A 26267-nucleotide genomic window follows, 5' to 3' on the forward strand; every position below is an offset into this window, starting at 1 on the left:
AAGATATCATCTTTCTTTTGAGCGATATTTTACGATAAACTACTCTACGTTTATACCTGAAAAGTTCTGAGTAGAAAAGCAAAAAATGTTAGTAGATAAAATATGTAATTATACTTTTAGATAGACAATATTTAAATCTAAATTACATCGTCAGATAGATAAGATTTTGATAAAGATTTATTTAGATTAAGTCAAGTATATGCTATTTATAGGAGTTAATTTAATAATGGCAGACAGTCCTGGGTTAGGAGAGCAGGCGCTGAATAAAGCGGCAGAAATAGGATTATCTAGCCAATTAGATGAAGTAGAAAATTTAGATGTAGACATCAAAACAGATCCTCTGAAACTAGTTCAGGGTGAAGTTGATGAAGTCACGATTGAAGGCGAAGGTTTGGTTATGCAGAAAGACCTCCGTATGGAGGAATTGGAAATGCAAATGACTAATGTTGCCATCAATCCTCTGAGTGTGGCTTTTGGTAAAATTGAACTCACTAAACCTACTGAAGCTAAGGCACAGGTTGTATTAACCGAAGCTGATATTAATCGCGCCTTCAACTCAGAATATGTGCGATCGCAACTACAAAGTCAAAAAATCCACGTTAACGGGCAACTCACCACTATTGAGCCTCAAAATGTAGACTTTCGACTACCTGGCGATGGGAAAGTAGCACTAAACGCCAGCATGAAATTAGTAGAAACTGGCGAAAATCAGCAAGTTGCTTTTTCCGCAGTTCCCAAGATTAGCGGCAATGGAAAAACTGTTACTCTGGAAAATGTCGAGTATGGCGAAAGTGAAGAAATATCGCCAGAGTTGACAAAAGCTTTGATAGATCAAACTAGCGAAATTCTAAATTTGAGTAACTTCGATTTAGATGGAATGAGTCTGCAAGTTAACCAACTAAAAGTAGAAGTAGGCAAACTAACCCTACAAGCTGAAGCTTATGTTGAAAAAATTCCTTCAGCTTAAAAATAAATAGCACGTTAATAAATTCAGGATACTAAAATGGAAACTACAGACACAACGCAAACAGGTTCAACACCCTTTCCCAATATTCCACCAGTTATTGAAAGTAACGATAGTGAGTATGTCGATAGCGGCGTACCAAGCACAGTTGCGATCGCAGGACATCCTTTACATCCCTTGAGTGTGATTTTTCCCATCGCCTTTTTAGCCGCCGCCTTGGGAAGTGACATCGGCTACTGGTTAACTCATGATTTCTTTTGGGCTAGGGCTTCGCTATGGTTAATCGGACTCGGATTAGCTGGAGGCTTACTCGCTGCTGCGATCGGTCTGAGTGACTTTTTGAAAATTGAACGAGTTCGCAAGCGCACCGCCGGTTGGGTGCATTTGATACTTAACGTTTCTATCCTGGTTTTATCACTCGTCAACTTTCTCCTGCGTTTGGGCGACGCTGAGTCCCAAATATTACCTTGGGGACTGTTAATATCGCTTGTTGTTGGTACACTGACTAGCGCTTCTGGCTGGTTTGGTGCTGAACTTTCCTATCGCCACAAAATCGGTGTAGTGGGCGCTGGTAGCAGAAGATATCCATAGCGTAATACGCTTGGGTTACAGGCTAAAAACTAAAACTAGTGTAGGTTGGGTTTCGTTCCTCAACCCAATATTATCAAGGCTTTGTTGGGTTTCGCTATCGCTCAACCCAAAGGTATTTATTCATCGTGAAGTAATTCGTAATTAAAATCCGAAATTACGAATTATTAAGAAATAGGAGTGCAGAGGCTAAAATTTTCGTTAGTCTTTAGCCTTGATAAAATGCTCAAACATCGTAACCAAACAATATTTATTATTCTTTCTCTGCTCATCGTTGTACCGATGGGCTTTTTGTTTAAGTACTACACTGGCCCTGCTCATCAGTGGTTTAATGACTACGGAGCAGCGATATTTTACGAAATATTTTGGTGTCTGTTTGCATTTTGGTTTTTCAGAAGTCGGGCGGCGATCATCCAAATTCCTATATGGGTTTTTGTCATCACCTGTATACTAGAATTCTTGCAACTTTGGCATCCGCCGCTATTAGAAGAGATTCGCGCCACTTTGATAGGTAAGTTGTTACTTGGTACTACCTTTGTTTGGTGGGATTTTCCTCATTACGTATTGGGTTCTGTTTTAGGTTGGTTATGGCTGCAACAATTACAGAAAATAGGTTATGCAAAAAAAAGTCAAGGTTAAACCTAATTCAAAACAGCAAAAAATTGAAGAACAACCTGATGGCAGTTTAACTGTGTATTTAAAATCGCCCCCAGTCGATGCTAAGGCTAATGAAGAGTTAATTAAACTATTAGCAAAAAAATTTGATGTAACCAAATCTGATATCAGAATAAAATCAGGTTTATCCTCTCGGCAAAAGCTGATAGAAATTGATACAGACTAGTAGTAGCTGCTTAATAGTAACCTTATTGAAAAATGCCTCCTGCTGAATGCGAGGCAATGTCCCACCCAATATATCCTCTAGCAAAGCCAAGAAACGAGAGACACAAATAAAAAGCAAAATCGAGTTTTTATGCTTGTGTAATACTGATATACCTTGGTTGAGCTTTGACTTTTTCTATCCAAGCTTGGATAGCAGGAAATTTTATTAAATCGAACCCACCTTCATCAGCTACATGAGTGTAGGCGAACAAGGCGATATCAGCAATTGTGTAACGCTCTCCTACAAAAAAAGTGTGAGAACTTAAGTGTTTTTCCATCAGGCTAAGTGCTGCATAACCGGGTTCACGTTTTTGCTTTATAGCTTCACTATATTCTTCAGTTTTACCTAAAATAGAAATCCAAAATCTTGATGTAGCAATAAAAGGTTCATGGCTATACTGTTCAAAACATAACCATTGCAGCACCTGCGCTCGTAAAAAGCGGTCATAGGGTAAAAATTCTGTACCTTCACTTAAATATACCAATATGGCATTTGATTCTGCCAAGTATTTTCCTGGCTCGATTTCAATAATAGGTATCTTTCCATTGGGATTTTTACTTAAAAATTCTGGTGTTCGAGTCTCGCCTTTCAAAATGTTAAGCTCTATCCTCTCAAAAGGCATACCTAGTTGTGTTAATAAAAGACGTATCTTATAACCATTACCAGAAGGTAAAAAATCGTACAGACGCAGTAGTTCCATGCTAAAATGCAGTTAAGAATATGTTGAGAATTAGAGGTTCAAAATACAATATCTTACCAAAATATTTTCCCAAAACCGGATGATTTTTTTGAAGATTTCGCTTAGAAGTAATAAATAAAATTATCTGGAAAAATAAAAAACATTATTCATTTCTAGATTGAGATATTTAATTTAGTCAGTGGTCGAGAATAAAAATATGTGTGGAAGATTTACTCTAAATCAGTCAGCAGAAGCTTTAGCTCAAGTTTTCCATGTCGTCGAGCCAGTTCTGGATTTAGCACCCGGATATAACATCGCACCGACGCAAATGGTGGCAACGGTGTTACAAAATCCCGAAAGCGAAAAGCGGGAATTTAAGCAGTTGTATTGGGGATTAATTCCCTCATGGGCGAAAGATGCGGGGATAGGGGCAAAGCTGATTAACGCTAGGGCTGAAACTGTTGCCGAAAAACCTTCTTTTCGTTCAGCTTTTAAGCATCGACGCTGTTTAGTAATAGCTGATGGCTTTTATGAGTGGCAACGGCAACAAGGCAAAAAGCAGCCATTTTATTTTCGCCTTCAAGATGGGCAACCTTTCGCTTTTGCAGGTTTGTGGGAGAAATGGCGTTCGCCTGCTAACGAAGAAATAATCTCTTGTACAATTTTGACAACCGCAGCTAACGAATTACTCCAACCTATCCACGAGCGGATGCCAGTGATTCTAGAGCCAGAAGATTACGATTTATGGCTAGATTCCCAAGTGCAAACGCCCCAAACCCTACAACAGATATTGCGTCCCTATCCAGCGCCAGCAATGACTGCGTATCCAGTTAGCACCTTGGTAAACAACTCTCGGCATAATAGTCCAGAGTGTATCATTCCACTCAGTGAGAAGAATGCACCCACAAATCAGTTAAATTAGCTATTGAGTGGACTAGAAATTAAATGAAGAAGATTTCCAATACCTAATACCCAGTCCCCAATCCCCAATCTCCAATCCCCAGAGACTACTATGCCAAGAACACAAAAGAACGATAATTTTGTTGACAAATCCTTTACAGTGATGGCAGATATCATCCTGAAGATCCTGCCAACCAACAAAAAAGCTAAAGAAGCGTTTGTTTATTATCGAGATGGCATGTCAGCCCAAGCAGAAGGGGAATATGCTGAAGCATTGGAATATTATGAAGAAGCTCTAACACTAGAGGAAGATACCAACGATCGCGGCTATATTCTCTACAATATGGGGCTAATCTATGCCAGCAACGGCGACCACAAGAAAGCTTTAGAACTGTACCACCAGGCAGTTGAGTTAAACCCACGGATGCCCCAAGCTTTGAACAACATCGCCGTGATTTATCACTACCAAGGCGAAAAAGAGAAAGAAGCTGGAGATAACGAGGCTGGCGAAGCACTGTTTGACCAAGCCGCAGACTATTGGATTCGAGCTATTCGCATGGCTCCCAATAACTACATCGAAGCTCAAAACTGGTTAAAAACCACCGGGCGATCGCAAATGGACGTATTCTTTTAGTCATTAGTCATTAGTTCTCTCTTACAAAGTTCTGCTCGCCTGCTTCCGGCGAGCAGACTTTGCGCTTTGTCATTTGCTAAGGACTAATGACCAATGAGCAATGAACCCATAATCAATGACCAATGACAATTTATGATTAACCAAGAACAAGTTCATAAAGTAGCTAATCTTGCTCGTTTAGAATTAACTCTCGAAGAAGAAGAACAATTCACTACTCAGTTAGGAAGTATTCTGGATTATATTCAACAGTTAGATGAACTTGATGTTAGCAATGTGCCTCCAACAACGCGAGCAATTGATGTCAGCAACATCACACGAGAGGATAAATTGCAACCCTATCCTGAGCGAGAAAGCATCCTCAACAGTGCGCCTGAACAAGAAGGGGAATTTTTTAAAGTACCAAAAATCCTCAACGCTGAATAGTCAAAAGCCAAAACTCAAAACTTTTAGATTCTTGACCGTGCCGATTTTAGACTAAAAGCGTTAAAAATTATTTCGGTTCATGCCCCGCCCCTGGCGATGCCTTAAGCAAACCATTGGCTGGGCGAAATAATCCAAAATCCAAAATTTAAAATTGTTTGACTGTTAACTAATAACTAAGGAGATAATTATGGGTTTAGGAATTCTTAAAGATGGTCAGTGGATATCTCAAAGGGATCAAGAAGACTCAGAAGGTAAATTTATCCGTCCATCAACTACTTTCCGCAACCATATTACAGCTGATGGTTCTAGTGGCTTGAAAGCTGAAGCAGGGCGCTATCATTTGTATATTTCTTGGGCTTGCCCTTGGGCGTGTCGCACTGCCATTCTCCGCCAATTGAAAGGACTCCAAGATGTCATCGGGTTATCAGTTGTTGCCGCAGAAATTGATCAAAATAGCTGGGAATTTGGTGATGAACCGGGGTGCATTCCCGATACAGTCAACGGCACTCAATATCTTTGGCAACTTTATCTAAAAGCTGACCCTAATTATAGCGGTCGGGTAACAGTTCCAGTTTTATGGGATATCCAAAATGGAACAATAGTCAATAATGAATCCCGCGAAATCATTCGGATGTTTGATACAGAATTCAATGCTTTCACTAAAGAAAATATTAACTTTTATCCAGAACATTTACAAAAAGTAATCGACGAGACAATTGATAAAATTTATCAACCAATAAATAACGGTGTCTACCGAGCGGGATTTGCTACCACTCAGGCGGCTTATGATGAAGCGGTAACGGAATTATTCACTGCTCTCGACTACTGGGAAAAAGTATTGGGAAATCAACACTATCTTTGCGGCAATCAAATTACTGAGGCAGACTGGTGTATGTTCACTACTCTGTTTCGTTTCGATGTAGTTTATTATGTGCATTTCAAATGCAACTTACGCAGAATTGTAGATTATCCAAATCTGTGGAATTATCTCAAAGAACTTTACCAACTGCCGGGAGTTAAAGAAACTTGCAATCTTGACCACATTAAGCGGCATTATTATAGAAGCCATCCCCAAGTTAACCCAACTCGCATCGTACCCAAAGGGCCACTGATTGATTTTGATGCACCCCATAATCGGGATAAAATATTTGCTTGATTGTTTTGTTCGCTTTTCGTGTCATCGCTTCATGAGTATTACATGTAGCCCAGAACTTAGTACGATTCATCTAGGGTAAAAAAATTTCAAAGCGTTAATTTTTGCAAAATCCAGGTGATAGAGTACAAATACTCAAAATGACAGTAATTCCATAAAGGTTAGAGGATATTTGAAAAGTCCTTTTGTTGAGCTTGAAAACAACTAGCAGTGCTGTGGAGTTCTTCTTTTAAAAGAAGTTACAAAATTTTGGTTAGAGTGTCCAACATTAGACGATGGTAATAAATCCCCAACCACCCGGATGTCACCCCGTAAAGGCAGCTAAAGGGGGGTCAGTGAATAATTTAACTGTGAGAAAGGTCTTCGTGAGTTTTTACGGTTATAACAGAAGGTGACATTACGATACACTGGCTTTTGAATACACCTGAAGTTCAGCAGCAACAAACAAAATCGCTGCTGGTGAATTTCTGCTTAGTATCCTATTGCTTTTTGCTGTATGAAACTTACTCAAATCTACGGCAAGTCTCCCTCAAGAAGGTTTCTTAACATCTAAAAAGACTCCCACTGTTTTGAGACTATAGCTTTAGAATATTTACAAGCTTTACTTACGAATTAGCTCTCTCTAGAGAGAGAAAGTCCTCTTTTTGCTGTCTAAGCTGACATTCTACCTGTTTCTATTGGTATCTGTGTAGCTTAACAAATCGGCGGATTCATTAATATTAAGCCTGTTTTACTATTTAGTTCTTACCCTGGTCTATCAGACTGCCTAGTGTTCTATTTAACTTTGTTCAATAGCTTTTAACCCTTATCGCTCCCATGCTGACCCATCACCGCAAGCCCGTGTGCTTATCACTTATTTCCACTGACCTACCAATCTGGTCTGTTGTGGAAACTGCCGCGACATTGTATCAAAAAGATACTGATAGATTCCATTTGCTGCTGACCGCACCGCCTCTAATTAGCTGTGAAGTAGAGAGTGTTGTAAGTCCAGAGGATACACTTTCTCAAAGTAAGAGCAAAGCTTACGCTCCTAATAGTCCTAGAATTTTGTGGCTGGAGATTTCCCCTTACCGAGTCATCATGACTATGCAAGGTAACGCTCAAGTGAGTTACCGTCACTTTTGGGAACGGGGCGTTTATGGGATTAGTCGCTATTGGTTGCCAACAGAGTCATTGCAACCTAACAATCCTATTCGTTTACGAAATTTTACTAGTAGCCTAATTCTCAACGGACATCCCTTGCCAGAACATTTGCGTCTGGAATATGAATTGTGGGCAGAAAAAGTTCAATTAGGATGCTACATACTGAATTTGGAAATTAAACATTGATGGTTATGGGGAGTAGGGAGTAGGGAAAAGTTTTACCAATACTCAATACCCCATGCCCCATGCTCAATTCCAAATCTTTTTCAACCAAAATAACTGGGTTGGTTTCCAGGTTTCCATTTAATATTGCAACCAACACTCGGCTTTTGATCGCTTGTAACCGGTTTACCCGCCAGCACTGCTTCAATGGCTGCGCGTAAATCTGCGCCTGTTACGGGTTTACCATTACTAGGACGGCTATCATCTAATTGTCCCCGATAAACAAGTTGCCGTTGCTCATCAAATACAAAAAAATCAGGTGTGCAAGCTGCGGTGTAAGCCTTTGCCGTTTCCTGGCTCTCGTCGTAGCATAAGGTAAAATTAAATCCTTGTTCTGTGGCAAATGCTTGTAACGACTCTGGCGCATCATCTGGGTAATTTTGTGCATCGTTAGCACTAATGGCAACGATCGCTAAATCACTTGTAAAATAATCTTTTCCTAACTGCACTAATTCTTGTTGAATGTGCTTTACAAATGGGCAATGCCGACAAATAAACATTACCAACAACGCTTTTTTACTTGCGAAGGTGGAAAGTGAAGTTGCCTTTCCAGATACTACTTCCGGTAGATTAAAATCTGGTGCTTTTGTGCCTAATGGCAACATAGTTGAAGCAGTTAAAGCCATAGTTCACCCAATATTTTGACGCTGATAGCGGCTTTTGCTATCAGTATATTTTTTACTCTAGCACTAATGTTTTCCATAATTTAAGAGACGGGAAATTTCCCGTCTCTTAAATTTGTTGAGAATTAAGTTATGGAAATTAGTTTTTATAGACTTGCCAAAACACCAACGATACCGTGTCCTGTGAATACTTCTAATGCTATTAGAGAGACAAAACCAATCATTGCTAGACGACCGTTGAGCATTTCTGCATAGGGAGTGAAACCAGTGCGATCGCCTTGCTCATCTATATAAACCTTTGGCTCGATCGCAAAGTTGTTCAATTTGCCTTGGTCGTCAATTATAGCAGTGTTTGTACGCATGGATTTTTCCCTGTTTTCTCTTTATGTAAATAACTGTAACAAAATTATTAATTTTTGTAAAGTATCTTAATCTGCTCAAGTAGAAGTCTCAGCCAGAGATATGATCATGGATCGAGTCCAAAGCTATGCATAACAAACAGGCTCCACTCCTTCTGCGTAAGCAATCTCAGTCACGGTAGTTTCTCATGGGGGAAACTCCAAGACCGAACTACCTCACTAATCCATTCCCCAGAAACTAATGCATCGATTTCGAGTAGAGGTTATTGCCAAAACACCAAACCCGCAGCAGGTAATTTATGCCGCGATGCACCAAGACTATACCGATGGGTTCGTGTACGATGAGCGCGACTCTTGGCCCTCGGAGTCACAAAGCGGCGAAGTTATTGTTAAGCGACTTTTAGCGGGTGAGAGAGGACACTATGGGCCTCTAGAGCATCCCCAGATTGTTTTTAACTGTGGCTACTTTCCCCACAGTGTGATGCAGCAGGCTCGTACTCATCGTGTAGGAGTATCATTTGATGTTCAGTCTTTTAGATACACAGGCAACCAATTTATTGATGTATTAGAAGGTAAGAAAGACATAGAAGATGTTTTTTATCTGCGTCCCGTTGGTTATTACACTGATAGGCAAGGCAAAAAATACCATTATTCACCAGAGCAACGAGCAGCAGATTTGCGGTGGTGTCTAGAAGCAGCTAAACGATATAAAGCTGATTTTGAGGGTGGAATGTCTGAAGAACACGCAAGAGGTAAAGTACCTTTTGATTATCGCCAGCATTTTGTAGTTAGCTTCAATTTAAGGTCTTTCTTGCATTTTTGTGACCTGAGAAATAAGAAAGATGCTCAACTTGAAATTCAAAAGTTGTGTGAAATGATGTGGCCTCATTTTGAAGATTGGGCACCTGCGATCGCACAATGGTATGAAAAGCAGCGTCTAGGTAAGGCAAGATTAGCACCATAATCAGAATTTTGGGGCAATTTTATACTGAATTCTGATGCCTCGGCGGAGCGTCTCCAGCTCCGCTCCTGAGTTCTGAATTCTTCTTATAAAAAAAAGGACGTGAAGAAGCAACAGCTAATCTTATTCTTCGGCAATTGACTAAGCGATTTGGAGAACTTTCGGAGGAAATACGCTCTTCCATTTCTAGTTTATCTTTGCCTGTTCTGGAAGATTTGAGTGAAGCACTGTTAGATTTTACTAGTTTGGCCGATTTACAGGTTTGGCTAGAAGCGCGATGAAGGTTTAGACTATCTCATGTAGACTTTTACAGGATAATGGATATTCAAAAAGTTCTATGCGATCGCCTAATTATTTCCTCTGATTCAGATATTATAAGTGGTATTCCTGTGTTTGTTGGAAGGCGAGTTCCATTGCAGACTTTTTCGACGATCTAGAAGGTGAAGCAGCTTTAACCGAATTCTTAGAATATTTTCCACATTTGCAAACTCAGGTGTTGCAAGTTTTAGATATCACTTAGTCTAAATACGAGCCAACGTTACAATCTCTAGTTGATCCTGATATTTACCTTGACGGGCTTCATAACTGATAGCGCATGGTTCACCTTCTAAAAATAGCAATTGCACTACACCTTCATTGGCATAAATGCGACAGTCAGCGCTGGAAGAATTGGAAAACTCTAAGGTAAGATGACCCCTCCATGCAGCTTCAGCAGGTGTTAGATTTGCAATGATTCCACACCTTGCGTAGGTAGATTTTCCAATACAAATTACAGTAATATTCTCAGGAACCTCTAGTTTTTCTAGAGCAACTCCAAGTCCATAACTATGAGCAGGTAAAATAAAGTAACTGCCATTAGCATCTGTGTGCAGTGCTGTTGGCTCTAGATTCTGGGGATTAAAGTTTTTGGGATCAACTACAGTTCCGGGAATGTGGCGAAAAATGCGGAACTCAGCCGGAGAAAGGCGTATATCATAGCCATAAGAAGACAAACCGTAGCTAATTACAGGTTGAACCGCTACAGACTCATCTTTTTGCACTTTTCGGATTAAACTTGGCTCAAAGGGCGAAATTAAACCCTTTTGAGCCATTTCAGTAATCCAGATATCGTTTTTAATCACAACTTCACAGCTAATTCAAACCGAATTACTAGGATATCCTGAATTGAGCATTTTATTTAAGGTCGATAACTCCGGCGGATTTCTGTAATTTGATCTGCCACATCGAGAAGAGATTTTGGCATCTCTGGCCCTGTGAGAATGATATCGACGTGAGGAGGGCGTTTTGTCAGAAAGGCTAAAACTTCTATTTCAGGAATTAAACCAAAGTTAATCGCTAGACTTAACTCATCTAAGACAACGAGAGAATACTTACTCTCACACACTATTTGCTGTGTATACTGCCACAGTTTTTGTAAGGCTTGATTTTCAGTATCGTCTAAATGTGGTGTATCAATACAACGAGGTAAATCACACCTAATCCAATCTAAATTTTGTCCTAGTTGTATAGGTCGATCTTGTCCTTGACGAATACCTCCTTTGAGGAACTGTACTATTAATACTGGCGTTCCTTGTCCAGCTATTCTCAGTGCTTGCGCCATAACGCTTGTAAAAAAGTTGCGATGGGAGCTAGTGAAAACTTGCACTAGTCCTTCCACTGGATATGGTAAGGTAAGGGGTGAATTTATACTTGGAGTTTCTAGCTGGGCAACCATAGGATAAAGTTCAAAAAATTACAATAAATTAAATTTTTGTGCTGGCGGTACTGATTACAAATCTGCCTATATAATCTATCTGTTTTTCACAGTTCTGGTGAATTTGGCAAATTGCATTCTTAGTCAAACACTAGGTTTGTGCTGAAGTCAAGAGTTCTGTTGATTTAGATTTACGTATTTTGTCGGTAATTAGTTGCCAAAATGAAAACATTAGAATTACAGTTCCAATTATTTAAAAAAGCTAGGCATAACGTCTGAAAATCGCTGAATGTTTAGATTTATCGGTTGTTTGGGCAAAACAGACTTAGCAAGTAGTGAATTTGACAGGATGAGGAGTAAATTGTTGTGAGATTGGTAATTCTGGGAGGTTCAGGATCGGGTAAAAGCACTCAAGCACAAAGGCTTTGTAGGTACTTTGATATTCCTTTGATTTCCACTGGTGAGATTTTACGGGAAGCGATATCTGGTGATAGCCTGCTTTCGGAGTTGCAATGGTCGGAAACTGACCCCCGGACTTCTCTTTCGGTTTACGCTAGCCTAAGTGAACTAGGTTACCACGCCCGACCCTATATGCAAAAAGGGGAATTAGTTCCAGATGAAATGATCATTGAATTGATCCGAATTCGCCTCAGACAACCAGATATTAACTGTGATTGGGTGTTGGAAGGCTATCCCCGTACCGCCTTCCAAGCTGAAGAATTAGATTTTTTATTGGATAATTTAGAGCAAAAACTAGATTGGGCAATTTATCTCCAAGTCTCAGAAGCTGTTATGGTTAGCCGATCCTTGGGGCGATCGCTACCAGATGACCAACCAGAAATCGTACAACGCCGTATAGAATTATTCTACGATCGCACCATTCCAATACTTGAATATTACGACCGTCGTCGCTGCTTGTTGACCATCAACGGCGACCAGTCACCAGATATGGTGCAGCAAAATATTTTGACTCTGCTTTCAGTTCCTTAGATAAAAAAGCAGGGGGAGCAGGGGAAGCAGGGGAGGCAGGGGGAGAAGAATTAATAAGCAATGCCCAATGCCCAATGCCCAACAACACTAAGGTAATCTTAAGGCAGTATTGTAAAACTTGAGGCAACTCCAATGGCTTGGCAGCGTCTTGACGGTCGTCTTGCTTACGAACTACGTCCGATCAGCTTTCACCCCAATTTCACTCGCTTTGCCCCCGGTTCTGTTCTCGCAAGATGCGGTGATACTCAAGTCCTTTGTACTGTTAGCGTTAATAAGGGAGTTCCGAAGTTTCTTGAAGGAACTGGTAAAGGCTGGCTAACTGCCGAGTACCGGATGCTACCATCTGCTACCCAAAAACGGCAAGAAAGGGAATTATTGAAATTATCTGGACGGACGCAAGAAATTCAACGTTTAATTGGCCGCAGTTTACGCGCAGCAGTAGATTTTGAGGCATTGGGAGAACATACGCTGACTGTGGATGCTGATGTGTTGCAAGCAGACGCTGGAACTCGGACAACAGCCATCACAGGCTCGTTTGTGGCGTTGGCTCATGCAATTTCTAAATTGTTGGAAGAGGAGGTGTTGGAGCGATCGCCTCTGTGTGGACAAATAGCAGCCGTTTCCGTAGGATTACTGGAGGGAGAGCCATTTTTGGATCTGGATTATATCGAAGATGTGGCTGCAACAGTAGATTTTAACGTGGTGATGAATCAAGATTTGGGAATTATTGAAGTCCAGGGAACAGCCGAAGAAGGCAGTTTTAGCCGGACTCAGTTGAATCAACTGCTAGATGTCGCCCAAAAAGGAATTCAGGAATTGTTAATTGCTCAACGCGAAGCGATCGCAGACTGGGAAACGCTGCTTGTAATTAATTAGTTTTATTAATTTTTAATAAGAATTAATAAATGTATACTTTATGGCGTTAATCAACAAAGTATCAAGTAACTGGGTGTAAATAAAATAATCATGAGAGTGGCTCCAAATAATTCGGGGTCGAATTTCCTCATGATTTGCTCCCCCTGCCCCCTGCCTAATTCATGATGTTAAATGTTTCAAAAGTTAAAAAGGAGAATTGTAATAAGTTCGGTATTGTATTGCCAGAAGCCAGCAATATGATGATAAAGCCATGAACAAAACCGTTGAAGTTCTACCGGATAAGCCAGCGCTGGTTGCACGAGCGCTAGAATTAATTCTGTCGAAGTTAGAAACTGCCATTGAGCAACAGGGGCGGTTTAGCATTGCTTTATCTGGCGGCAGTACACCTAAACCGTTATACGAAGCGATTGCTAATCAAAAGCTGCCTTGGGATAAAATTCATATATTCTGGGGGGATGAGCGTTACGTACCACCAGATCACCCCGACAGCAATGAACTGATGACGCGTCGGGCGTGGCTAGATAGTGTTGATATCCCAGCAGCTAACATTCACCCCGTACCAACCTTAGAAGCTAATCCAGAAGTGGCTGCTGCTAAGTATGAACAACAGCTTAAAGAATTTTTTAATTCTTCTGGGGTCGAGTTTCCCTCGTTGGATGTAGTATTACTAGGAATGGGTGATGATGCACATACCGCATCTTTGTTTCCCCATACAGAGGCTCTCAAAGTACGTGATCGCCTAGTTACCGTGGGTAACAAAGACGGAAACGCCAGGATAAGTTTCACATACCCCTTCATCAACGCTGCGAAAACTGTGATTTTTCTGGTTGCTGGTGCTAATAAACGACCAGCTTTGGCGCAAGTGTTTGCCCCTGTAGCCGATGACTTCACTTATCCATCCCGCTTAATTCGGCCCCAAGGAGAACTTTGGTGGCTGCTGGATGCAGAAGCAGGTTTGGAACTTCAACATTAAACTTGGGAATTGGGTATGGGAAAGAGGACTTGGGGACTCTTGAGAATTGGGGACAAGGGGAAAGACTTGTTGGAAGCTCTAAACTTTTGTCACCTTGTCCCCTTGTCCCCTTGTCCCCTCTGCTCCCCTTCCCCTGTCTAAGAAGTGTCCAATTCATCGTTCCATCAGCAGTAATTGCTAGAATCTAAAGCTAGGGCCGCCCTCTGCTTGCCAGTCCTACCTATATTTATGATGATCTTGAACAAAGGCTAAATATCGATGATCGTCTGCCCTAATTGCAATCATCCCAACCCTGATGGCGCTGTCCAGTGTGAAGCTTGCTATACACCGTTACCTGCGACTACTAACTGTCCCAGTTGTGGGGCAACTGTGCAGGCAGATGCTGCATTCTGTGGTCAGTGTGGCTATAACCTTCACTCCGCAGGAGTTCCACACGTTCATACAGCAGTAGCTACTACAGTTACTCCCGATGTTCCTGTGGAAGTTCCGCCGTTAGTTCCACCCGATCCCCTGCTAGAACTTTTACAACCCGATGCCTTGGGTATAAGTGGTTCTACTAACTCTCATCCTCCCGAATCATCTTTACCAGCAACAGAGGTGGCAGCTCCACCAGAGGAATCTGTGGCTAAAAGCAGCCCTCCAGAACCAGCGCCAACGATCGCAGCTCAACCGATAGTATCTATACAAAGTATTCCTACTCCACCACCGTTGGAACCAGCGCCAGCCCCTGAAGCCGAAGTACAGGAACCAGCCGCGCCAGCACCCACTGCAACAGTTGCCAGAACACAATTGCAGCAGGTTACAGGGCGGTTAATCCACGTTCAAAGCGATCGCTTGATTGAATTGCCGCAAAATCTCTCTGTAATTCATATCGGCAAGCCCAATGACCGAATTCCCCCTGATATAGATGTTTCAGGATTTGCCAATTCAGAAATTGTCTCGCGGATTCATGCAGATATTCGCGTTGAGGGAGATGCTCATTATGTAGAGGATGTAGGAAGTTCCAATGGCACTTACATTAATAATTTGCCACTTTTACCAGGAAATCGTCATCGCCTAAGACCAGGCGATCGCATCAGTTTGGGTAAAGGAGACTTAATGACATTCCTCTTTCAACTTGCTTAACTGATTCTCTATCAATTGTGACATCAGTTTAGGCATTTTCTAGCTATCCTCCGGCATCCCTTTGGAGGAGAAATAAATTAACCGCATCAAACAAGCGACGGATAACTATGTTGTTCTTTATAGCCCCATAGCCGTCGCTTTGATGTGTGAATTGTTGCATTTATCAGCAACTCCATTACCATAATAATTACACTACGATGGATGAAAATACACTGCCAATTTTAGATTTTGAATTGAAGAGAAAATCTAAAATCTAAAATTCAAAATTGAATGACCTATGAAAGAACCAAGTAAAAATTCTGAACCCTTGCTTACCAAAGAAGCCCCACCAGTTGTTGAACGCATGGGCCTAACCTGGCTAGTTGCAGCTGCGATCGCAACTGCTTTACTGTGGCAAATACCAGCAGGGGATTATATCTTATACCCATTTACGATCTTGGCAACTTGGTTTCATGAAATGGGTCACGGCTTAATGGCACTCCTCTTAGGGGGACAGTTTCAGAAATTGCAGATTTTTAGCAATGGTTCTGGTGTCGCAACCTATGGCATCCAGGCGGCATTTGGGCCAATTGGCCCGGCAATAGTCGCAGCCGCAGGCCCAATGGGGCCGCCTCTTGCTGGTGCAGGTTTGATTCTGGCTTCCCGCAGTTTTACAGCAGCAACCCTCTGTTTAAAAATATTAGGGAGTTGTTTGCTATTTTCCGCGTTAATTTGGGTACGTTCCTCCTTTGGATTGGTGGCAATTCCCTCACTAGGTTTCATAATCTTGGGTATTGCCCTGAAAGCACCTCGCTGGGCACAAGGATTTGCGATTCAATTTCTAGGTGTACAAGCTTGTGTGAGTACGTACCATCAACTTGATTATCTATTTAGTAGTTCTGCTGGCCCCCTTGGACTCTCTGATACAGCGCAAATGCAGCGATATTTGCTTTTACCTTACTGGTTTTGGGGCGGGTTAATGGCGATCGCATCTCTGGTGATTTTAGTCCAAAGTCTCCGCGTTGCCTATCGTTCAGAATGAAAAGACAGATTAGCGATCGCCCTCTTGCAGTCACGAATTCAACCCTCAGTATTTTGATTGCTGAATTAGGTACAGAGTGCCTAAAAATATAAACCTTAATTAATCAGTTACAGTTACCTAGTTTAACTGTTAACCAACAAGCTGAAATTCTCGCAGAACTTTTAGCTGCTGCGGTTCATCTGCATAATCATTGTGACGAAGATTTTCAGACGCTAATTATTGAGGAAATGGAGAATTTGCCTGATGATCAGGATTGACTAGTGATTTTAGTCCAAAGTGATTGCGATCGCTAACCATTACCTAAGCTGGCACTTGAGCGCGAATTTCATTTGGACAAGAACGACCTTGTTCAATATCAGCAATATTAGCAAAAGTTGTTTCTGCAATATTGTGGAGAGCTTCTGCTGTAAAAAAGGCTTGATGTCCGGTAATCAGTACATTGGGGAACGTCGTCAGACGCTGGAAAATATCATCTTGAATAATTGCACCAGACAAATCCTCAAAGAACAATTCCGATTCTTGTTCGTAGACATCCACACCGAGATAGCCAATCTTGCCAGACTTCAACCCCTCAATCACTGCTTGGGTATCAATCAACGCTCCTCGGCTAGTATTAATTAGCATCACGCCTGGCTTAATCTGTTTTATAGCCTCAGCGTTAATCAAGTGATGCGTTTCCAGAGTCAAAGGGCAATGTAGGGAGATAATATCCGAGTTGGCAAATAGCTCAGGTAGCTCTACATACTTTCCACCTAGTGCCTCCAATTCGGGATTGCGATAAACGTCATAGGCGAGTATATGACAGCCAAACCCCTTCATAATCTGTCCTAAAATCAGACCGATTTTGCCCGTGCCGACAATCCCCACTGTACGCTCATGCAAATTAAATCCCAACAGTCCATCTAGAGAAAAATTGCCTTCTCGGACACGGTTATAGGCTCGATGAATTTTCCGATTCAAGCTTAAAATCAATCCCACAGCATGTTCTGCTACCCCATAGGGTGAATAGGCGGGAACACGGACAACAGTAATTCCTAAATTTGCTGCGGCTTGTAAGTCTACATTGTTAAACCCTGCACAGCGCAAGACAACTAGCCGAGTTCCCCGTGAAGCAAGAAGTTCTAAAGTTGGCGCGTCAACCTGATCGTGGACAAATACGCAAACCGCCGGAAATCCGGCGGCGAGGATAGCTGTATCCCGATTTAAACGAGGTTCAAAAAACACTAATTCGTGTTGGGTGCGAGAATTTGCAGCTGACAAAAACTTGCGATCGTAGACTTTTGTACTGAAGACTGCTACTTTCATACAAAACCTCAAACTCTATACTGCACAATGTTCGACTACATAATACCTTGACAGTTAGAGAAGCAATGTCTATGATGGGCTATTCGGCAGCTTTGAACACAAAAGAATTTAGGATTGTTTCAAGGTAGATGACTGACTTTTGCTTGTTCGAAGTAACCATACATCACCCGAGAAACTTGACGAATAAAATCCCTGGCTCTAATATCATTATTCGGTCTTCGCACGAAAATACCTGCTAAATAACGCTTACCGGATGGCGTTTCAATAATACCCGCATCGCCTAGTACAAACCGTAAAGTACCTGTTTTATGGGCAATATTTGCACCATAACCTAAGCCAGATGGGAGCAAACTTTTATTATGACAACGAATCATAATACCTAAAACTTGGGATTGACTTGTATCAGAAATTAACTGATTATTTGTAATCAAAGCTGACAGTCGTACCAAATCTTTTGCACTAGTTTTATTAGTTCCTTTAAAGTCTCCTAACATATTGTGAATCACAGTACTTTGTAATCCCCAACTGCGAAACTTTTGATTTAATTTAGATGCACCGCCTAAACGGTCGATAATCATATTTGTAGCAGTGTTATCGCTAATAGTCATCATCTTGGTTGCAGTTTGCAAGAGACTAAGCTTAGTTCCCACTCGTTGATACTGCATATCTCCAGAACCGCCAGCGACATGCTTTCGTCGCATCACTAAAGTTTCGTTTAGCTTGATTCTGCCTGCATCTACTTCCTGAAATAAGGCAATCAAAATCGGATACTTAATTGTGCTAGCAGCAGAAAAAGCTTTATCACCATTAAAACTAAAATAATCCCCTGTTTGTAAGTCCATAAAAAAGATTCCGGGAGTAAGGAATCTATAGTGAGCCATTAATGCTTTAATGGGAGTTCTTAGTTCTGATATCTCTCGCCCGAGAGGAACTACACCAGTAAATTTAGTAGTATTTATTGGGTTGACAGGATCGGTTAAAGGAACCGGAGGAATAAATTTAAGTTTTGGTAGTTGTAAATTAGATTGATTTGGACTCCAGTAATTTATGTTGCCAATTTGATTTGGATTTGGATTTGCTTTTACTGGGGACGATAATAAAATAATACTTGTAAGGCTCAGTAAGAGCGAGCGTATTTTCATGCAGTGCTGTGAGGAGCGTGTTGGATTTATTTACAGAGATTTTCCGAAGAAGTTAATCAAATCCGGATTGATTGACATATTAATCACTAGGATATCCAATGTCAAGAGATATTAATAAGAGATTTTAGGGAATGTTGTAAATAAGAATTGTAATAAAAAAATACAAGGGTAAATATAAAAAATATGTTTATATTACATCAACTAATTATGTAATTATACAAATAATAAGAGATTATGATTGCGGTTGAAATTTTGTTAGCAATGATTTATACATAGCAATTGTGATAAAAAAGCACCCGCAGTTGAACTGATTAAAAAGTGGAAACTGAAAACTACAAAATGACTAATAATTATTGGCTATTGATTTTGCTTTAGGTTATTTGACCGATTTTTCGATTTTTGTCTGATTTTTCGCTTTTGCCGATTCAGACTGAAAGCTATGTCCTATCAGCATTCCCACACCTGAGAACGTAATTAGTCCTCCAGCGATCGCACTTTCGTTAGTATCCTCCTCCAGAAGTGCAATTGAATTTCAGCCTGTGAAATATAATACATTGGATTTTAGAGAAAAAAAGGGGCATTTTTGAGGTAATTAGGCTAGGTTCCCCAAGTGCGATCGCTTTTGTGCGAGTGGTTGAGATCAGAGGATGCTGATTAAAAAAATATTTTATAGAATAATAAGAGGGTTGTTATTTTTAAGTCATGCTGATGTAATAAGATAAAATTTGCGACGTCTTTTTCCATATCTACACACCTTAATTAGCCATCGGCGTTCCCGAACCATTCCGTTACGCAGATAGAGCGATAATGTTATAGTACTATAGGAAATATGCTAAAATTTCCCTTACTTCACAGCATTTGAATATTCAAATGTGTGAATAATATACCTGGAGAGGTGTCCGAGCGGTTCATGGTGACGCACTCGAAATGCGTTTTGGGGAAACCCAACGGGGGTTCGAATCCCCCCCTCTCCGTTTAAAATAATTGCCGAAGAACTAGACAAACAGATGATGTTTAGCTTCATAGATGGTATGTAGGACTATTTACAAGTAAGAGCACACAGATGTACGCCCCTAAGCATATATATGTAAGGCAATACTTGTCAGGTTTTGGGGAAAAGGGGAAGGGGAAAGGGGAAAGAAAAAACCTTTAACCTTTTCCCAAAACCCAATTCCGAGTTAAAAATGCACAAAGCGTGCAGTATTGATATGTAAGGGAACTTGTGTGAAACGGGATTATATACCAGTATTTACTTAGTTAAATATTGCCAAAAGTACATTAAAATATACACTGACTACACATTTTTTTGGGATACACTAATGCCATCGTGTGAGGAGTGAACGATGGTAAATCGCAGCATGGGGAAAGTACCCTCATTTATTGTTATCAGTGTTTGTTTATATCTAGGTATTAGTATAGGAATCGTTATCCGGCTTGGGCAATCACAGCGATTAAACGCTGCTACTACACCCACTAAACCTGTATCATTCCCATTAGCTATTCCTGTTACGCCATCAACAAAAGGACAAACCTTTCGAGAGACTATTACTATCAAAGCCGTTGGAGATATTATTCCCGGCACTAATTTTCCTAACTATAGATTACCCCGTTTTCGAGAGCAATTATTACCAAAGTCGGTGAGAATTCACTTGCAAGGATCTGATATCTTGTTTGGTAATTTTGAAAGTAGCTTAACTAATTATCCCTACACTACTAAAGATATTGGTCGAGGACAAGTCTTTGCCTTTCGCTCTCCACCTGGATATGCTCGGCTATTTGCTGAGGCTGGTTTTAATGTGTTTAATATGGCTAATAACCATGCAATGGACTTCGGCCCGGTAGGGTTCAAAGATACAAAGAAAAATCTTGAGGCTGTGGGCATTGCAACATTAGGTCATAAAAATCAAATTCTTTATTTGCAAGCTAACAATATTCCTGTGGCAATGATCGGGTTTTCTCCTTATGAAATGTATAATTCCATCAATAATTTAGGAGCAGCCCAAGCACTTGTAACAGAAGCTAAAAATAAGGCCAACATTGTAATAGTATCGATGCACGCTGGAGCCGAAGGAACGGGGGCGCTACATGTTAAGAATGAGACAGAGTTTTTTTATGGAGAAAACCGAGGTAATTCGATTAAGTTTGCTCGAAACATGATTGATGCGGGAGCAGATTTAGTATTAGGACATGGGCCTCATGTTCCGAGAGCGATGGAAATTTATAAGGGAAAAATTATCGCTTATTCTTTAGGCAACTTTCTGGGATATCGAACTTTATCTACAAATGCCCAGACGGGTGACTCGATGATTTTAGAAGTTAAACTTAACTCGGCGGGAAATTTGGTATCAAGTAAAATTATTCCCGTGCGGATGAATGGGCAGGGAATCCCTCAAATTGATCGGTATTTTCGGACTGTGAAACTTATGCGTTCTTTGAATACTCAAGCTTTTCCCAAAAATCCGGTAAAGATTAATAAGAAGGGTGAGGTTGTTGTACAGAAGAATAAATCTGACAATTCAGTTAATGTAGAAAAGCCCAAGAAAAACTTAACCTCTTCCCGACCTTTAAGGGCAAAAGTCCAAAATATCTATCCTAAAAGGAGAGAGATTTACAATACCTTAGCCAAACTACGAGGGTTCAATGCCCGTAGAACTGGGATGAATACGCCCTAAAGAAGTGAGCTTGGCAAAAATTTGCGCTAATAAAATACGCTCAGGCTTTTGACTCTATTTTTGCCAAACATCATGGAAGCGTAGACGCTCAAGGGCGGCTTGTCGTCAGACATCGCTCAAAGGTAGTCTCTTATATACTCTGTGTACAACGGACTTATTAAACAGCTTATTCGACCATGATATTACTGGAAATTCTTCCATCCGGCATAACTGTAGTTTCTGAATTTAAATGTCTATTTTGATTCTAAGTTTTATTTTTACCTCAGTAATTACCGATAGATTAAGTAGGGGTACAGAATATGGGGTTAAATGCTGGCAGATAGCATGTCGGCATTTTCTAATTTTCTCTGCCAGAAAATTAGTTAAATTTTTATACCAAAACTTGACTTTCACAAATCACTACTTCTATTGTTTATCTAGCTTGTGTGATGTGACCATTACTGGATCAAAAGTGGAATATCACAATTGGCTGAGACTGACTGGTACTTTTTTATCCGCACGTCTCAAAACCTGTAATTTAGGGAAAAATGACAGCAGTTCAATTATGAAATGAAGCAGTCAATGACGATCTTTCAGATGATATACGCAATCCCACTGCACTTAGCTCCCTGAGTGTAGGAGAGAATATCATCACAGGTGCATTACCCGAATCTTTGCAAAACAATCTTGATGAGTTCTCATTTGTAGTTCCTCAAGGACTCACCGTCACCGCAATTCGCGTTACACAATTAATAGTTAGCTGGCTTTGGACAAAGGTCTTGCCCTTGCTCTAAAAGGCTGGGGCAAAGTTGGAAAGCGCTTAGAAGGCTTGGAGGCGCAATATTATTTTTATCGATTAGGTAATTTTTAATACTTTCGGTTCCGTGCAAATCTCCGTCGAGTGAGATCCGAGACCTAACCGAGCTGGAAGCGATCGCTATCAGTGCCAGTGGCAGCGATACCTTGGTGCAGTTAGGCACCACCACACTAGCGACACTAACAGGTGTTAAGTCTAGTCTCATTATCTTAGCCGATTTCGTTACAGCTTAGACGCTTCCTTTCTCGACAGTGTTCGCTATTGTCGTGCTGTTTTTGCATGGAAATATCGGGCAGCAGATGCGCCAGCCTCAAGATAACCCCCTAATCTTCTCAACAAGAAAGGCAGAAGGCAGGAGGCAGAAGGAATACTGTCTTCGCCTTCTGCCCGTGACCAGAGGGAACATGTTCTTACGTCCCCCACCATAATCTCTGATTTGGTGGCCAAGAATTGGGCGGCTTTATTGCCCCGTTCAAATTCTTCCCTTCTGCCCTCTGCCTCCTGCCTTCTTTACTATCTAAACTTTCCATAGCCATTAGCTTCTATGTCTTCTAAACTAAATCGCAATTATTCAAATCACAGTATTGCAACGGTTTCTCCTAATTTCGCTGACGCTCTCTTGTCATCATCTACTGATTCCAAACCGCCTTTGGTATCGATCGTCATGCCAGTGTATAACCGCGATCGCTACTTAGAAGTGGCAATCAGCAGCGTGCTGAACCAAACCTACCGAGACTTTGAACTGTTGATTTGGGACGATGGCTCAACCGATCGCTCCCTAGATATTGCCAATCACTATGCTCAACAAGATGCTCGCGTTCACGTCATCGCTGCCGCTCATCAAGGTGCCGCTCATGCCCTCAAGGGGGCTTATGCTGCGGCTCAAGGCACCTACATTGGTCAGGTCGATAGCGATGATGCCTTAGATTTCCGAGCGCTGGAACTCACTATTGCGGTGCTGAACTCTCATCCAGAAGTGGGCATGGTCTACACCGATCATTGGACAATAAACGCAGGCGGACAGGTACAAGGGTTAGGGCATCGCTGCCAAATCCCCTACAGCCCAGACCGACTGCTAATTGACTTCATGACGTTTCACTTCCGGCTGTTGCGTCGCTCGGTCTATGAGCAGATTGGCGGCTTTCGGGAAGCGTTTGAATCAGTCGAGGATTACGACCTGTGTTTGCGCCTGTCAGAAGTGACCGAGGTTTGGCATTTGAATCAGCCGCTCTACTACTACCGTTTGCATCCGACCAGTGTCAGCAGCACTCGCACGATTGAACAAGTGCTGAAGTCGCAGCTTGCAATTAACGAGGCGTTATTTCGACGCGGCTTGAGCGATCGCTATCAACTGCGGGTGGAAGTGCAAGCAAGATTCTTTATCGATCAAAAGCCAACCAATGCTGGTGCTGTACCTGCTACCTCGCAGCAATTGCAGCAGTCCGATTCTATCCCCCACGAGGAGAGCGACAGGGCTTCTTATCCTTCTTACTCTCACGCTGCCTGAAGCCATTCCTGGCAATCGTTCCCCTCCCAAACCAGAGGTGGAACATCCCAACCCCAACGATTCCATTTGACCAGTATCTCGACCGATTAACTTGTTGATAGCTTAAGAGATTTTAATCATGGCAACGTTCACTGTAAACACCATCAATGACGAAAACGACACCAGCAACAACACTGATTCACTGCGAGAGGCAATCATTGCCGCTAACAACACGGCAGGCGATGACATCATCATCTTCGATGTGGCTGCCAATTCTACCTTCCGCCTGACTAGTGCCTTACCAACCATTACGAGCAACATCAGCATTCAAGGCACGAGTGGCAGTAATCTCACCATCAGCGGCGATGTCAACAACAACGGCATTAACAACGCAGGCGATGTGTCATTATTTTCTGTCAATCAAGGTATTGTGTCTATTGCGAACCTGACACTAGCAAACGGTAGGGCGCAAGGCAGCAATGGTGTCAATGGTGCAGGGGGTAACGGTGGGTTTGGCGGTGCCCTGTTTATTAACAACGGCACTGTCACCATCAACAACGTCAACTTCACCAACAACCAGGCGATCGGCGGTAACGGTGGCACTGGCAACAACGGTTTGAACGGCGGTGGCGGCAACTCCGTCAGTGGATTTATATTGCAGTCTGGTGGCCTCAACGGCGGGGATGGCGCCAACGGTAGTCCTGGTGGCGATGGCGGAACTGGCGGCTTCGGCGGCGGCGGCTTCGGCGGCGGCGGCGGCTTGGGCGGCCGCGGCGGCGGCGGCGCCTACGGCAGCAGCGATGGTGGTGCTTTTAACGGCGGCTTGGGTGGCAACGGCGGCTTGGGTGGCTCCGGTGGCTTAGGTGGCTTCGGCGCTGGTGGTGGCGCTGGTGGTGGTGGTGGTGGTGGTGGTGGTGGTGGTGGTAGCGCTGGTGGTGGTAGCGCTGGTGGTGGTGGCAGCGCTGGTGGTGGTGGCAGCGCTGGCAGCGGCGGCTTCGGCGGCGGCAGCGGCGGCAGCGGCGGCAGCGGTGGTAACGGCAGCGGCGGTACTGGCGGCAGCGGCGGCAGCGGCGGTACTGGCGGTACTGGCGGTACTGGCGGCGGCGGTGCGGGGTTAGGCGGTGCTATCTTCATTCGGTCAGGCAGCCTCACCCTTTTCAACACCAGCTTCACCAGCAACTCCGCCACAGGTGGCACCGGAGCGAGCAATGGACAGGGCTTAGGCGGGGCGATCTTTGCTGTGACGCCTCAACTTGCTACTCAGGCAGGCGTGACGACAGCTCCCGTAGTCAGAGGAAGCAACTTTACTTTTTCAGGCAACACTGCCTCGACTAGTAATAACGATATCTATGGCTCCATTGATTCCGTTCCCAATACCGCTCCCACTGCCGTCAATCTACTCAACCCTACCACCACGCTGGCAGAAAATACCCCCACTCCCTCCGCAATTAAGCTGGCCGATATCAGCATCACTGACGATAGTTTGGGCAGTAACACCCTCAGTCTGAGTGGAGCTGATGCCAATTTCTTTGCCATTCAAAACAACGCCCTCTACCTCAAAGCCAACACCACCCTCAACTATGAAGGTAAAGCAGCTTACAACGTCACGGTGAACGTGGATGACTCCACGGTGGGCAACACTCCCGATGCCTCAACCAACTATACCCTCACCTTGAGCAACGTTAACGAAGCGCCCACTGCCGTCAATCTACTCAACCCTACCACCACGCTGGCAGAAAATACCCCCACTCCCTCCGCAATTAAGCTGGCCGATATCAGCATCACTGACGATAGTTTGGGCAGTAACACCCTCAGTCTGAGTGGAGCTGATGCCAATTTCTTTGCCATTCAAAACAACGCCCTCTACCTCAAAGCCAACACCACCCTCAACTATGAAGGTAAAGCAGCTTACAACGTCACGGTGAACGTGGATGACTCCACGGTGGGCAACACTCCCGATGCCTCAACCAACTATACCCTCACCTTGAGCAACGTTAACGAAGCGCCCATAGCCAATGATGATAGTGGCTTTACGGCCGGTGCAGGCATTGCTAAATCGATCGCCATTGCCAGCTTGCTGGGCAACGACACTGACCCCGATGCCAACTCCAACTTGAGCATTACCAATGTCACCAGTTCCTCAGGCACAGTTGCCATCAACGGCAGCAATATTGTCTTTACTGCCAATGCCAACAACACCAGCGGCAGCGCATCGTTTGTCTACACTCTCAGCGATGGCAACCTGACGGATAACGCAACGGTGACACTAGCAGTGGGCAGAACCATCAATGGCGGCAATGGCAAACAAACGCTGACTGGCACCGCAGGTGATGACATTATCAGCGGTTTCAATGGAGCCGATACGCTGAGTGGCGGGGCTGGGGATGATTTGCTCAACGGCGGCAATGGACCAGACGTGCTCACAGGAGGTGCAGGACGGGATACGTTTGTGCTGGCAAAAAATGCTGGAGGCGACACCATCACTGACTACACAGACGGGGCTGACTTCATCGGTTTGACAGGCGGATTGAGCTTTGGGCAGTTGACCATCAGTGCCAGTGGCAGCAATACCTCGATCCAGTTAGGCAGTGAAACGTTAGCCACCCTGACAGGAATTAACTCCAATCTGATTACCTCTGCCGATTTTGTCACTATCTAA

Annotated in this window: 25 protein-coding genes, 1 tRNA gene and 2 pseudogenes; 20 read left to right on the forward strand and 8 right to left on the reverse strand. The window is 42.8% G+C overall.

The window, feature by feature from the left end; translation table 11 throughout:
• The first annotated feature begins 226 nt into the window (after positions 1–226).
• From RMY00_RS12625 to RMY00_RS12640, 4 genes are all read left to right on the forward strand, one after another.
• Positions 227–967 carry a DUF2993 domain-containing protein gene (locus RMY00_RS12625; protein WP_322647877.1) on the forward strand — a complete coding sequence of 247 codons (741 nt, stop codon included), beginning with the start codon at positions 227–229 and terminating at the stop codon, positions 965–967.
• A gap of 36 nt (positions 968–1003) precedes the next feature.
• Complete coding sequence (locus RMY00_RS12630; protein WP_322647878.1) at positions 1004–1555, forward strand: DUF2231 domain-containing protein; 552 nt, start codon at positions 1004–1006, stop codon at positions 1553–1555.
• 219 nt (positions 1556–1774) lie between these two features.
• Positions 1775–2191, forward strand: coding sequence for a DUF2809 domain-containing protein (locus RMY00_RS12635; protein WP_322647879.1), 417 nt, complete (start codon positions 1775–1777; stop codon positions 2189–2191).
• Positions 2169–2393 carry a DUF167 domain-containing protein gene (locus RMY00_RS12640; RefSeq protein ID WP_322647880.1) on the forward strand — a complete coding sequence of 75 codons (225 nt, stop codon included), beginning with the start codon at positions 2169–2171 and terminating at the stop codon, positions 2391–2393. Before RMY00_RS12635 ends, RMY00_RS12640 begins: the two co-directional genes overlap by 23 nt.
• A 127-nt stretch (positions 2394–2520) precedes the next feature.
• Here the strand turns inward: RMY00_RS12640 and RMY00_RS12645 are convergent, their stop codons facing one another.
• Positions 2521–3132 (reverse strand): glutathione S-transferase family protein, encoded by a 612-nt coding sequence (locus tag RMY00_RS12645; protein WP_322647881.1) that lies wholly within the window; start codon positions 3130–3132, stop codon positions 2521–2523.
• 196 nt (positions 3133–3328) lie between these two features.
• Here RMY00_RS12645 and RMY00_RS12650 point away from each other — a divergent pair, with 196 nt between their 5' ends.
• The 5 genes from RMY00_RS12650 (at position 3329) to RMY00_RS12670 (ending at position 7550) form a co-directional block, all read left to right on the forward strand.
• Positions 3329–4033, forward strand: coding sequence for an SOS response-associated peptidase (locus RMY00_RS12650; protein ID WP_322647882.1), 705 nt, complete (start codon positions 3329–3331; stop codon positions 4031–4033).
• Between the two features lie 90 nt (positions 4034–4123).
• Positions 4124–4645: a photosystem I assembly protein Ycf3 gene (locus RMY00_RS12655; RefSeq protein WP_322647883.1), complete on the forward strand. Its 522-nt coding sequence runs from the start codon at positions 4124–4126 to the stop codon at positions 4643–4645.
• Between the two features lie 132 nt (positions 4646–4777).
• On the forward strand, positions 4778–5068 hold the full coding sequence (gatC, locus tag RMY00_RS12660) for an Asp-tRNA(Asn)/Glu-tRNA(Gln) amidotransferase subunit GatC (protein WP_322647884.1): 291 nt from the start codon (positions 4778–4780) through the stop codon (positions 5066–5068).
• Positions 5069–5255: 187 nt separating this feature from the next.
• Positions 5256–6224: a glutathione S-transferase family protein gene (locus tag RMY00_RS12665; RefSeq protein WP_322647885.1), complete on the forward strand. Its 969-nt coding sequence runs from the start codon at positions 5256–5258 to the stop codon at positions 6222–6224.
• Positions 6225–7037: 813 nt separating this feature from the next.
• Positions 7038–7550, forward strand: a complete 513-nt coding sequence (locus tag RMY00_RS12670; protein ID WP_322647886.1) for a hypothetical protein — start codon at positions 7038–7040, stop codon at positions 7548–7550.
• 80 nt (positions 7551–7630) lie between these two features.
• Here the strand turns inward: RMY00_RS12670 and RMY00_RS12675 are convergent, their stop codons facing one another.
• Positions 7631–8212, reverse strand: coding sequence for a thioredoxin family protein (locus tag RMY00_RS12675; RefSeq protein ID WP_322647887.1), 582 nt, complete (start codon positions 8210–8212; stop codon positions 7631–7633).
• 143 nt (positions 8213–8355) lie between these two features.
• Positions 8356–8571 carry a chlorophyll a/b-binding protein gene (locus RMY00_RS12680; RefSeq protein ID WP_099101899.1) on the reverse strand — a complete coding sequence of 72 codons (216 nt, stop codon included), beginning with the start codon at positions 8569–8571 and terminating at the stop codon, positions 8356–8358.
• A 238-nt stretch (positions 8572–8809) separates the two neighbouring features.
• Between RMY00_RS12680 and thyX the strand changes: the two genes are divergently transcribed.
• Together thyX and RMY00_RS12690 are read left to right on the forward strand one after the other, a co-directional pair.
• The gene (gene thyX / locus RMY00_RS12685; RefSeq protein ID WP_322647888.1) at positions 8810–9532 is read left to right on the forward strand and encodes an FAD-dependent thymidylate synthase; all 723 of its coding nucleotides are present in this window, start codon (positions 8810–8812) and stop codon (positions 9530–9532) included.
• Positions 9533–9621: 89 nt separating this feature from the next.
• A pseudogene (locus tag RMY00_RS12690) lies at positions 9622–9810 on the forward strand (DUF4351 domain-containing protein); the annotation flags it as partial.
• Positions 9811–10050: 240 nt separating this feature from the next.
• Here RMY00_RS12690 and dcd read toward each other — a convergent pair.
• Positions 10051–10620 (reverse strand): dCTP deaminase, encoded by a 570-nt coding sequence (gene dcd, locus RMY00_RS12695; RefSeq protein WP_322648102.1) that lies wholly within the window; start codon positions 10618–10620, stop codon positions 10051–10053.
• Positions 10621–10706: 86 nt separating this feature from the next.
• Complete coding sequence (locus tag RMY00_RS12700; protein ID WP_322647889.1) at positions 10707–11243, reverse strand: P-loop NTPase family protein; 537 nt, start codon at positions 11241–11243, stop codon at positions 10707–10709.
• 345 nt (positions 11244–11588) lie between these two features.
• On the opposite strand from RMY00_RS12700, the gene RMY00_RS12705 reads away from it, so the two are divergent.
• The 5 genes from RMY00_RS12705 (at position 11589) to RMY00_RS12725 (ending at position 16207) form a co-directional block, all read left to right on the forward strand.
• Positions 11589–12212 carry a nucleoside monophosphate kinase gene (locus RMY00_RS12705; protein WP_322647890.1) on the forward strand — a complete coding sequence of 208 codons (624 nt, stop codon included), beginning with the start codon at positions 11589–11591 and terminating at the stop codon, positions 12210–12212.
• Between the two features lie 132 nt (positions 12213–12344).
• On the forward strand, positions 12345–13088 hold the full coding sequence (rph, locus tag RMY00_RS12710) for a ribonuclease PH (RefSeq protein ID WP_322647891.1): 744 nt from the start codon (positions 12345–12347) through the stop codon (positions 13086–13088).
• A 250-nt stretch (positions 13089–13338) separates the two neighbouring features.
• Positions 13339–14061, forward strand: coding sequence for a 6-phosphogluconolactonase (gene pgl, locus RMY00_RS12715; RefSeq protein WP_322647892.1), 723 nt, complete (start codon positions 13339–13341; stop codon positions 14059–14061).
• Between the two features lie 258 nt (positions 14062–14319).
• Positions 14320–15186, forward strand: coding sequence for an FHA domain-containing protein (locus tag RMY00_RS12720; protein ID WP_322647893.1), 867 nt, complete (start codon positions 14320–14322; stop codon positions 15184–15186).
• A gap of 277 nt (positions 15187–15463) precedes the next feature.
• Positions 15464–16207, forward strand: a complete 744-nt coding sequence (locus tag RMY00_RS12725; RefSeq protein ID WP_322647894.1) for a M50 family metallopeptidase — start codon at positions 15464–15466, stop codon at positions 16205–16207.
• A gap of 300 nt (positions 16208–16507) precedes the next feature.
• On the opposite strand, the gene RMY00_RS12730 is transcribed toward RMY00_RS12725, so the two are convergent.
• A complete protein-coding gene (locus tag RMY00_RS12730; RefSeq protein ID WP_322647895.1) occupies positions 16508–17512 on the reverse strand; it encodes a 2-hydroxyacid dehydrogenase in 1005 nt (334 codons plus the stop codon).
• 119 nt (positions 17513–17631) lie between these two features.
• A complete protein-coding gene (locus RMY00_RS12735; RefSeq protein ID WP_322647896.1) occupies positions 17632–18654 on the reverse strand; it encodes a serine hydrolase in 1023 nt (340 codons plus the stop codon).
• An 889-nt stretch (positions 18655–19543) separates the two neighbouring features.
• On the opposite strand from RMY00_RS12735, the gene RMY00_RS12740 reads away from it, so the two are divergent.
• A tRNA-Ser gene (locus RMY00_RS12740) sits at positions 19544–19628 on the forward strand.
• A gap of 369 nt (positions 19629–19997) precedes the next feature.
• Positions 19998–21161: pseudogene (locus RMY00_RS12745) on the forward strand (CapA family protein); the annotation flags it as partial.
• Between the two features lie 893 nt (positions 21162–22054).
• Here RMY00_RS12745 and RMY00_RS12750 read toward each other — a convergent pair.
• Positions 22055–22327 carry a hypothetical protein gene (locus RMY00_RS12750; protein WP_322647898.1) on the reverse strand — a complete coding sequence of 91 codons (273 nt, stop codon included), beginning with the start codon at positions 22325–22327 and terminating at the stop codon, positions 22055–22057.
• A 339-nt stretch (positions 22328–22666) separates the two neighbouring features.
• Here RMY00_RS12750 and RMY00_RS12755 point away from each other — a divergent pair, with 339 nt between their 5' ends.
• Both RMY00_RS12755 and RMY00_RS12760 read left to right on the forward strand, forming a co-directional pair.
• Positions 22667–23629, forward strand: a complete 963-nt coding sequence (locus RMY00_RS12755; protein WP_322647899.1) for a glycosyltransferase — start codon at positions 22667–22669, stop codon at positions 23627–23629.
• Between the two features lie 118 nt (positions 23630–23747).
• Positions 23748–26267, forward strand: a complete 2520-nt coding sequence (locus tag RMY00_RS12760; RefSeq protein ID WP_322647900.1) for an Ig-like domain-containing protein — start codon at positions 23748–23750, stop codon at positions 26265–26267.

It is taken from the genome of Nostoc sp. ChiVER01 (genome assembly GCF_034531155.1).
Lineage (GTDB): Bacteria > Cyanobacteriota > Cyanobacteriia > Cyanobacteriales > Nostocaceae > Nostoc.

Excerpts from the sequence above, each read along its gene's own strand:
- RMY00_RS12625 (WP_322647877.1), top strand. The coding sequence starts at position 227 with ATGGCAGACAGTCCTGGGTTAGGAGAGCAGGCGCTGAATAAAGCGGCA.
- RMY00_RS12630 (WP_322647878.1), top strand. The coding sequence starts at position 1,004 with ATGGAAACTACAGACACAACGCAAACAGGTTCAACACCCTTTCCCAAT.
- RMY00_RS12635 (WP_322647879.1), top strand. The coding sequence starts at position 1,775 with ATGCTCAAACATCGTAACCAAACAATATTTATTATTCTTTCTCTGCTC.
- RMY00_RS12640 (WP_322647880.1), top strand. The coding sequence starts at position 2,169 with ATGCAAAAAAAAGTCAAGGTTAAACCTAATTCAAAACAGCAAAAAATT.
- RMY00_RS12645 (WP_322647881.1), bottom strand. The coding sequence starts at position 3,132 with ATGGAACTACTGCGTCTGTACGATTTTTTACCTTCTGGTAATGGTTAT.
- RMY00_RS12650 (WP_322647882.1), top strand. The coding sequence starts at position 3,329 with ATGTGTGGAAGATTTACTCTAAATCAGTCAGCAGAAGCTTTAGCTCAA.
- RMY00_RS12655 (WP_322647883.1), top strand. The coding sequence starts at position 4,124 with ATGCCAAGAACACAAAAGAACGATAATTTTGTTGACAAATCCTTTACA.
- gatC (WP_322647884.1), top strand. The coding sequence starts at position 4,778 with ATGATTAACCAAGAACAAGTTCATAAAGTAGCTAATCTTGCTCGTTTA.
- RMY00_RS12665 (WP_322647885.1), top strand. The coding sequence starts at position 5,256 with ATGGGTTTAGGAATTCTTAAAGATGGTCAGTGGATATCTCAAAGGGAT.
- RMY00_RS12670 (WP_322647886.1), top strand. The coding sequence starts at position 7,038 with ATGCTGACCCATCACCGCAAGCCCGTGTGCTTATCACTTATTTCCACT.
- RMY00_RS12675 (WP_322647887.1), bottom strand. The coding sequence starts at position 8,212 with ATGGCTTTAACTGCTTCAACTATGTTGCCATTAGGCACAAAAGCACCA.
- RMY00_RS12680 (WP_099101899.1), bottom strand. The coding sequence starts at position 8,571 with ATGCGTACAAACACTGCTATAATTGACGACCAAGGCAAATTGAACAAC.
- thyX (WP_322647888.1), top strand. The coding sequence starts at position 8,810 with ATGCATCGATTTCGAGTAGAGGTTATTGCCAAAACACCAAACCCGCAG.
- dcd (WP_322648102.1), bottom strand. The coding sequence starts at position 10,620 with ATGGCTCAAAAGGGTTTAATTTCGCCCTTTGAGCCAAGTTTAATCCGA.
- RMY00_RS12700 (WP_322647889.1), bottom strand. The coding sequence starts at position 11,243 with ATGGTTGCCCAGCTAGAAACTCCAAGTATAAATTCACCCCTTACCTTA.
- rph (WP_322647891.1), top strand. The coding sequence starts at position 12,345 with ATGGCTTGGCAGCGTCTTGACGGTCGTCTTGCTTACGAACTACGTCCG.
- pgl (WP_322647892.1), top strand. The coding sequence starts at position 13,339 with ATGAACAAAACCGTTGAAGTTCTACCGGATAAGCCAGCGCTGGTTGCA.
- RMY00_RS12720 (WP_322647893.1), top strand. The coding sequence starts at position 14,320 with ATGATCGTCTGCCCTAATTGCAATCATCCCAACCCTGATGGCGCTGTC.
- RMY00_RS12725 (WP_322647894.1), top strand. The coding sequence starts at position 15,464 with ATGAAAGAACCAAGTAAAAATTCTGAACCCTTGCTTACCAAAGAAGCC.
- RMY00_RS12730 (WP_322647895.1), bottom strand. The coding sequence starts at position 17,512 with ATGAAAGTAGCAGTCTTCAGTACAAAAGTCTACGATCGCAAGTTTTTG.
- RMY00_RS12735 (WP_322647896.1), bottom strand. The coding sequence starts at position 18,654 with ATGAAAATACGCTCGCTCTTACTGAGCCTTACAAGTATTATTTTATTA.
- RMY00_RS12750 (WP_322647898.1), bottom strand. The coding sequence starts at position 22,327 with ATGAGACTAGACTTAACACCTGTTAGTGTCGCTAGTGTGGTGGTGCCT.
- RMY00_RS12755 (WP_322647899.1), top strand. The coding sequence starts at position 22,667 with ATGTCTTCTAAACTAAATCGCAATTATTCAAATCACAGTATTGCAACG.
- RMY00_RS12760 (WP_322647900.1), top strand. The coding sequence starts at position 23,748 with ATGGCAACGTTCACTGTAAACACCATCAATGACGAAAACGACACCAGC.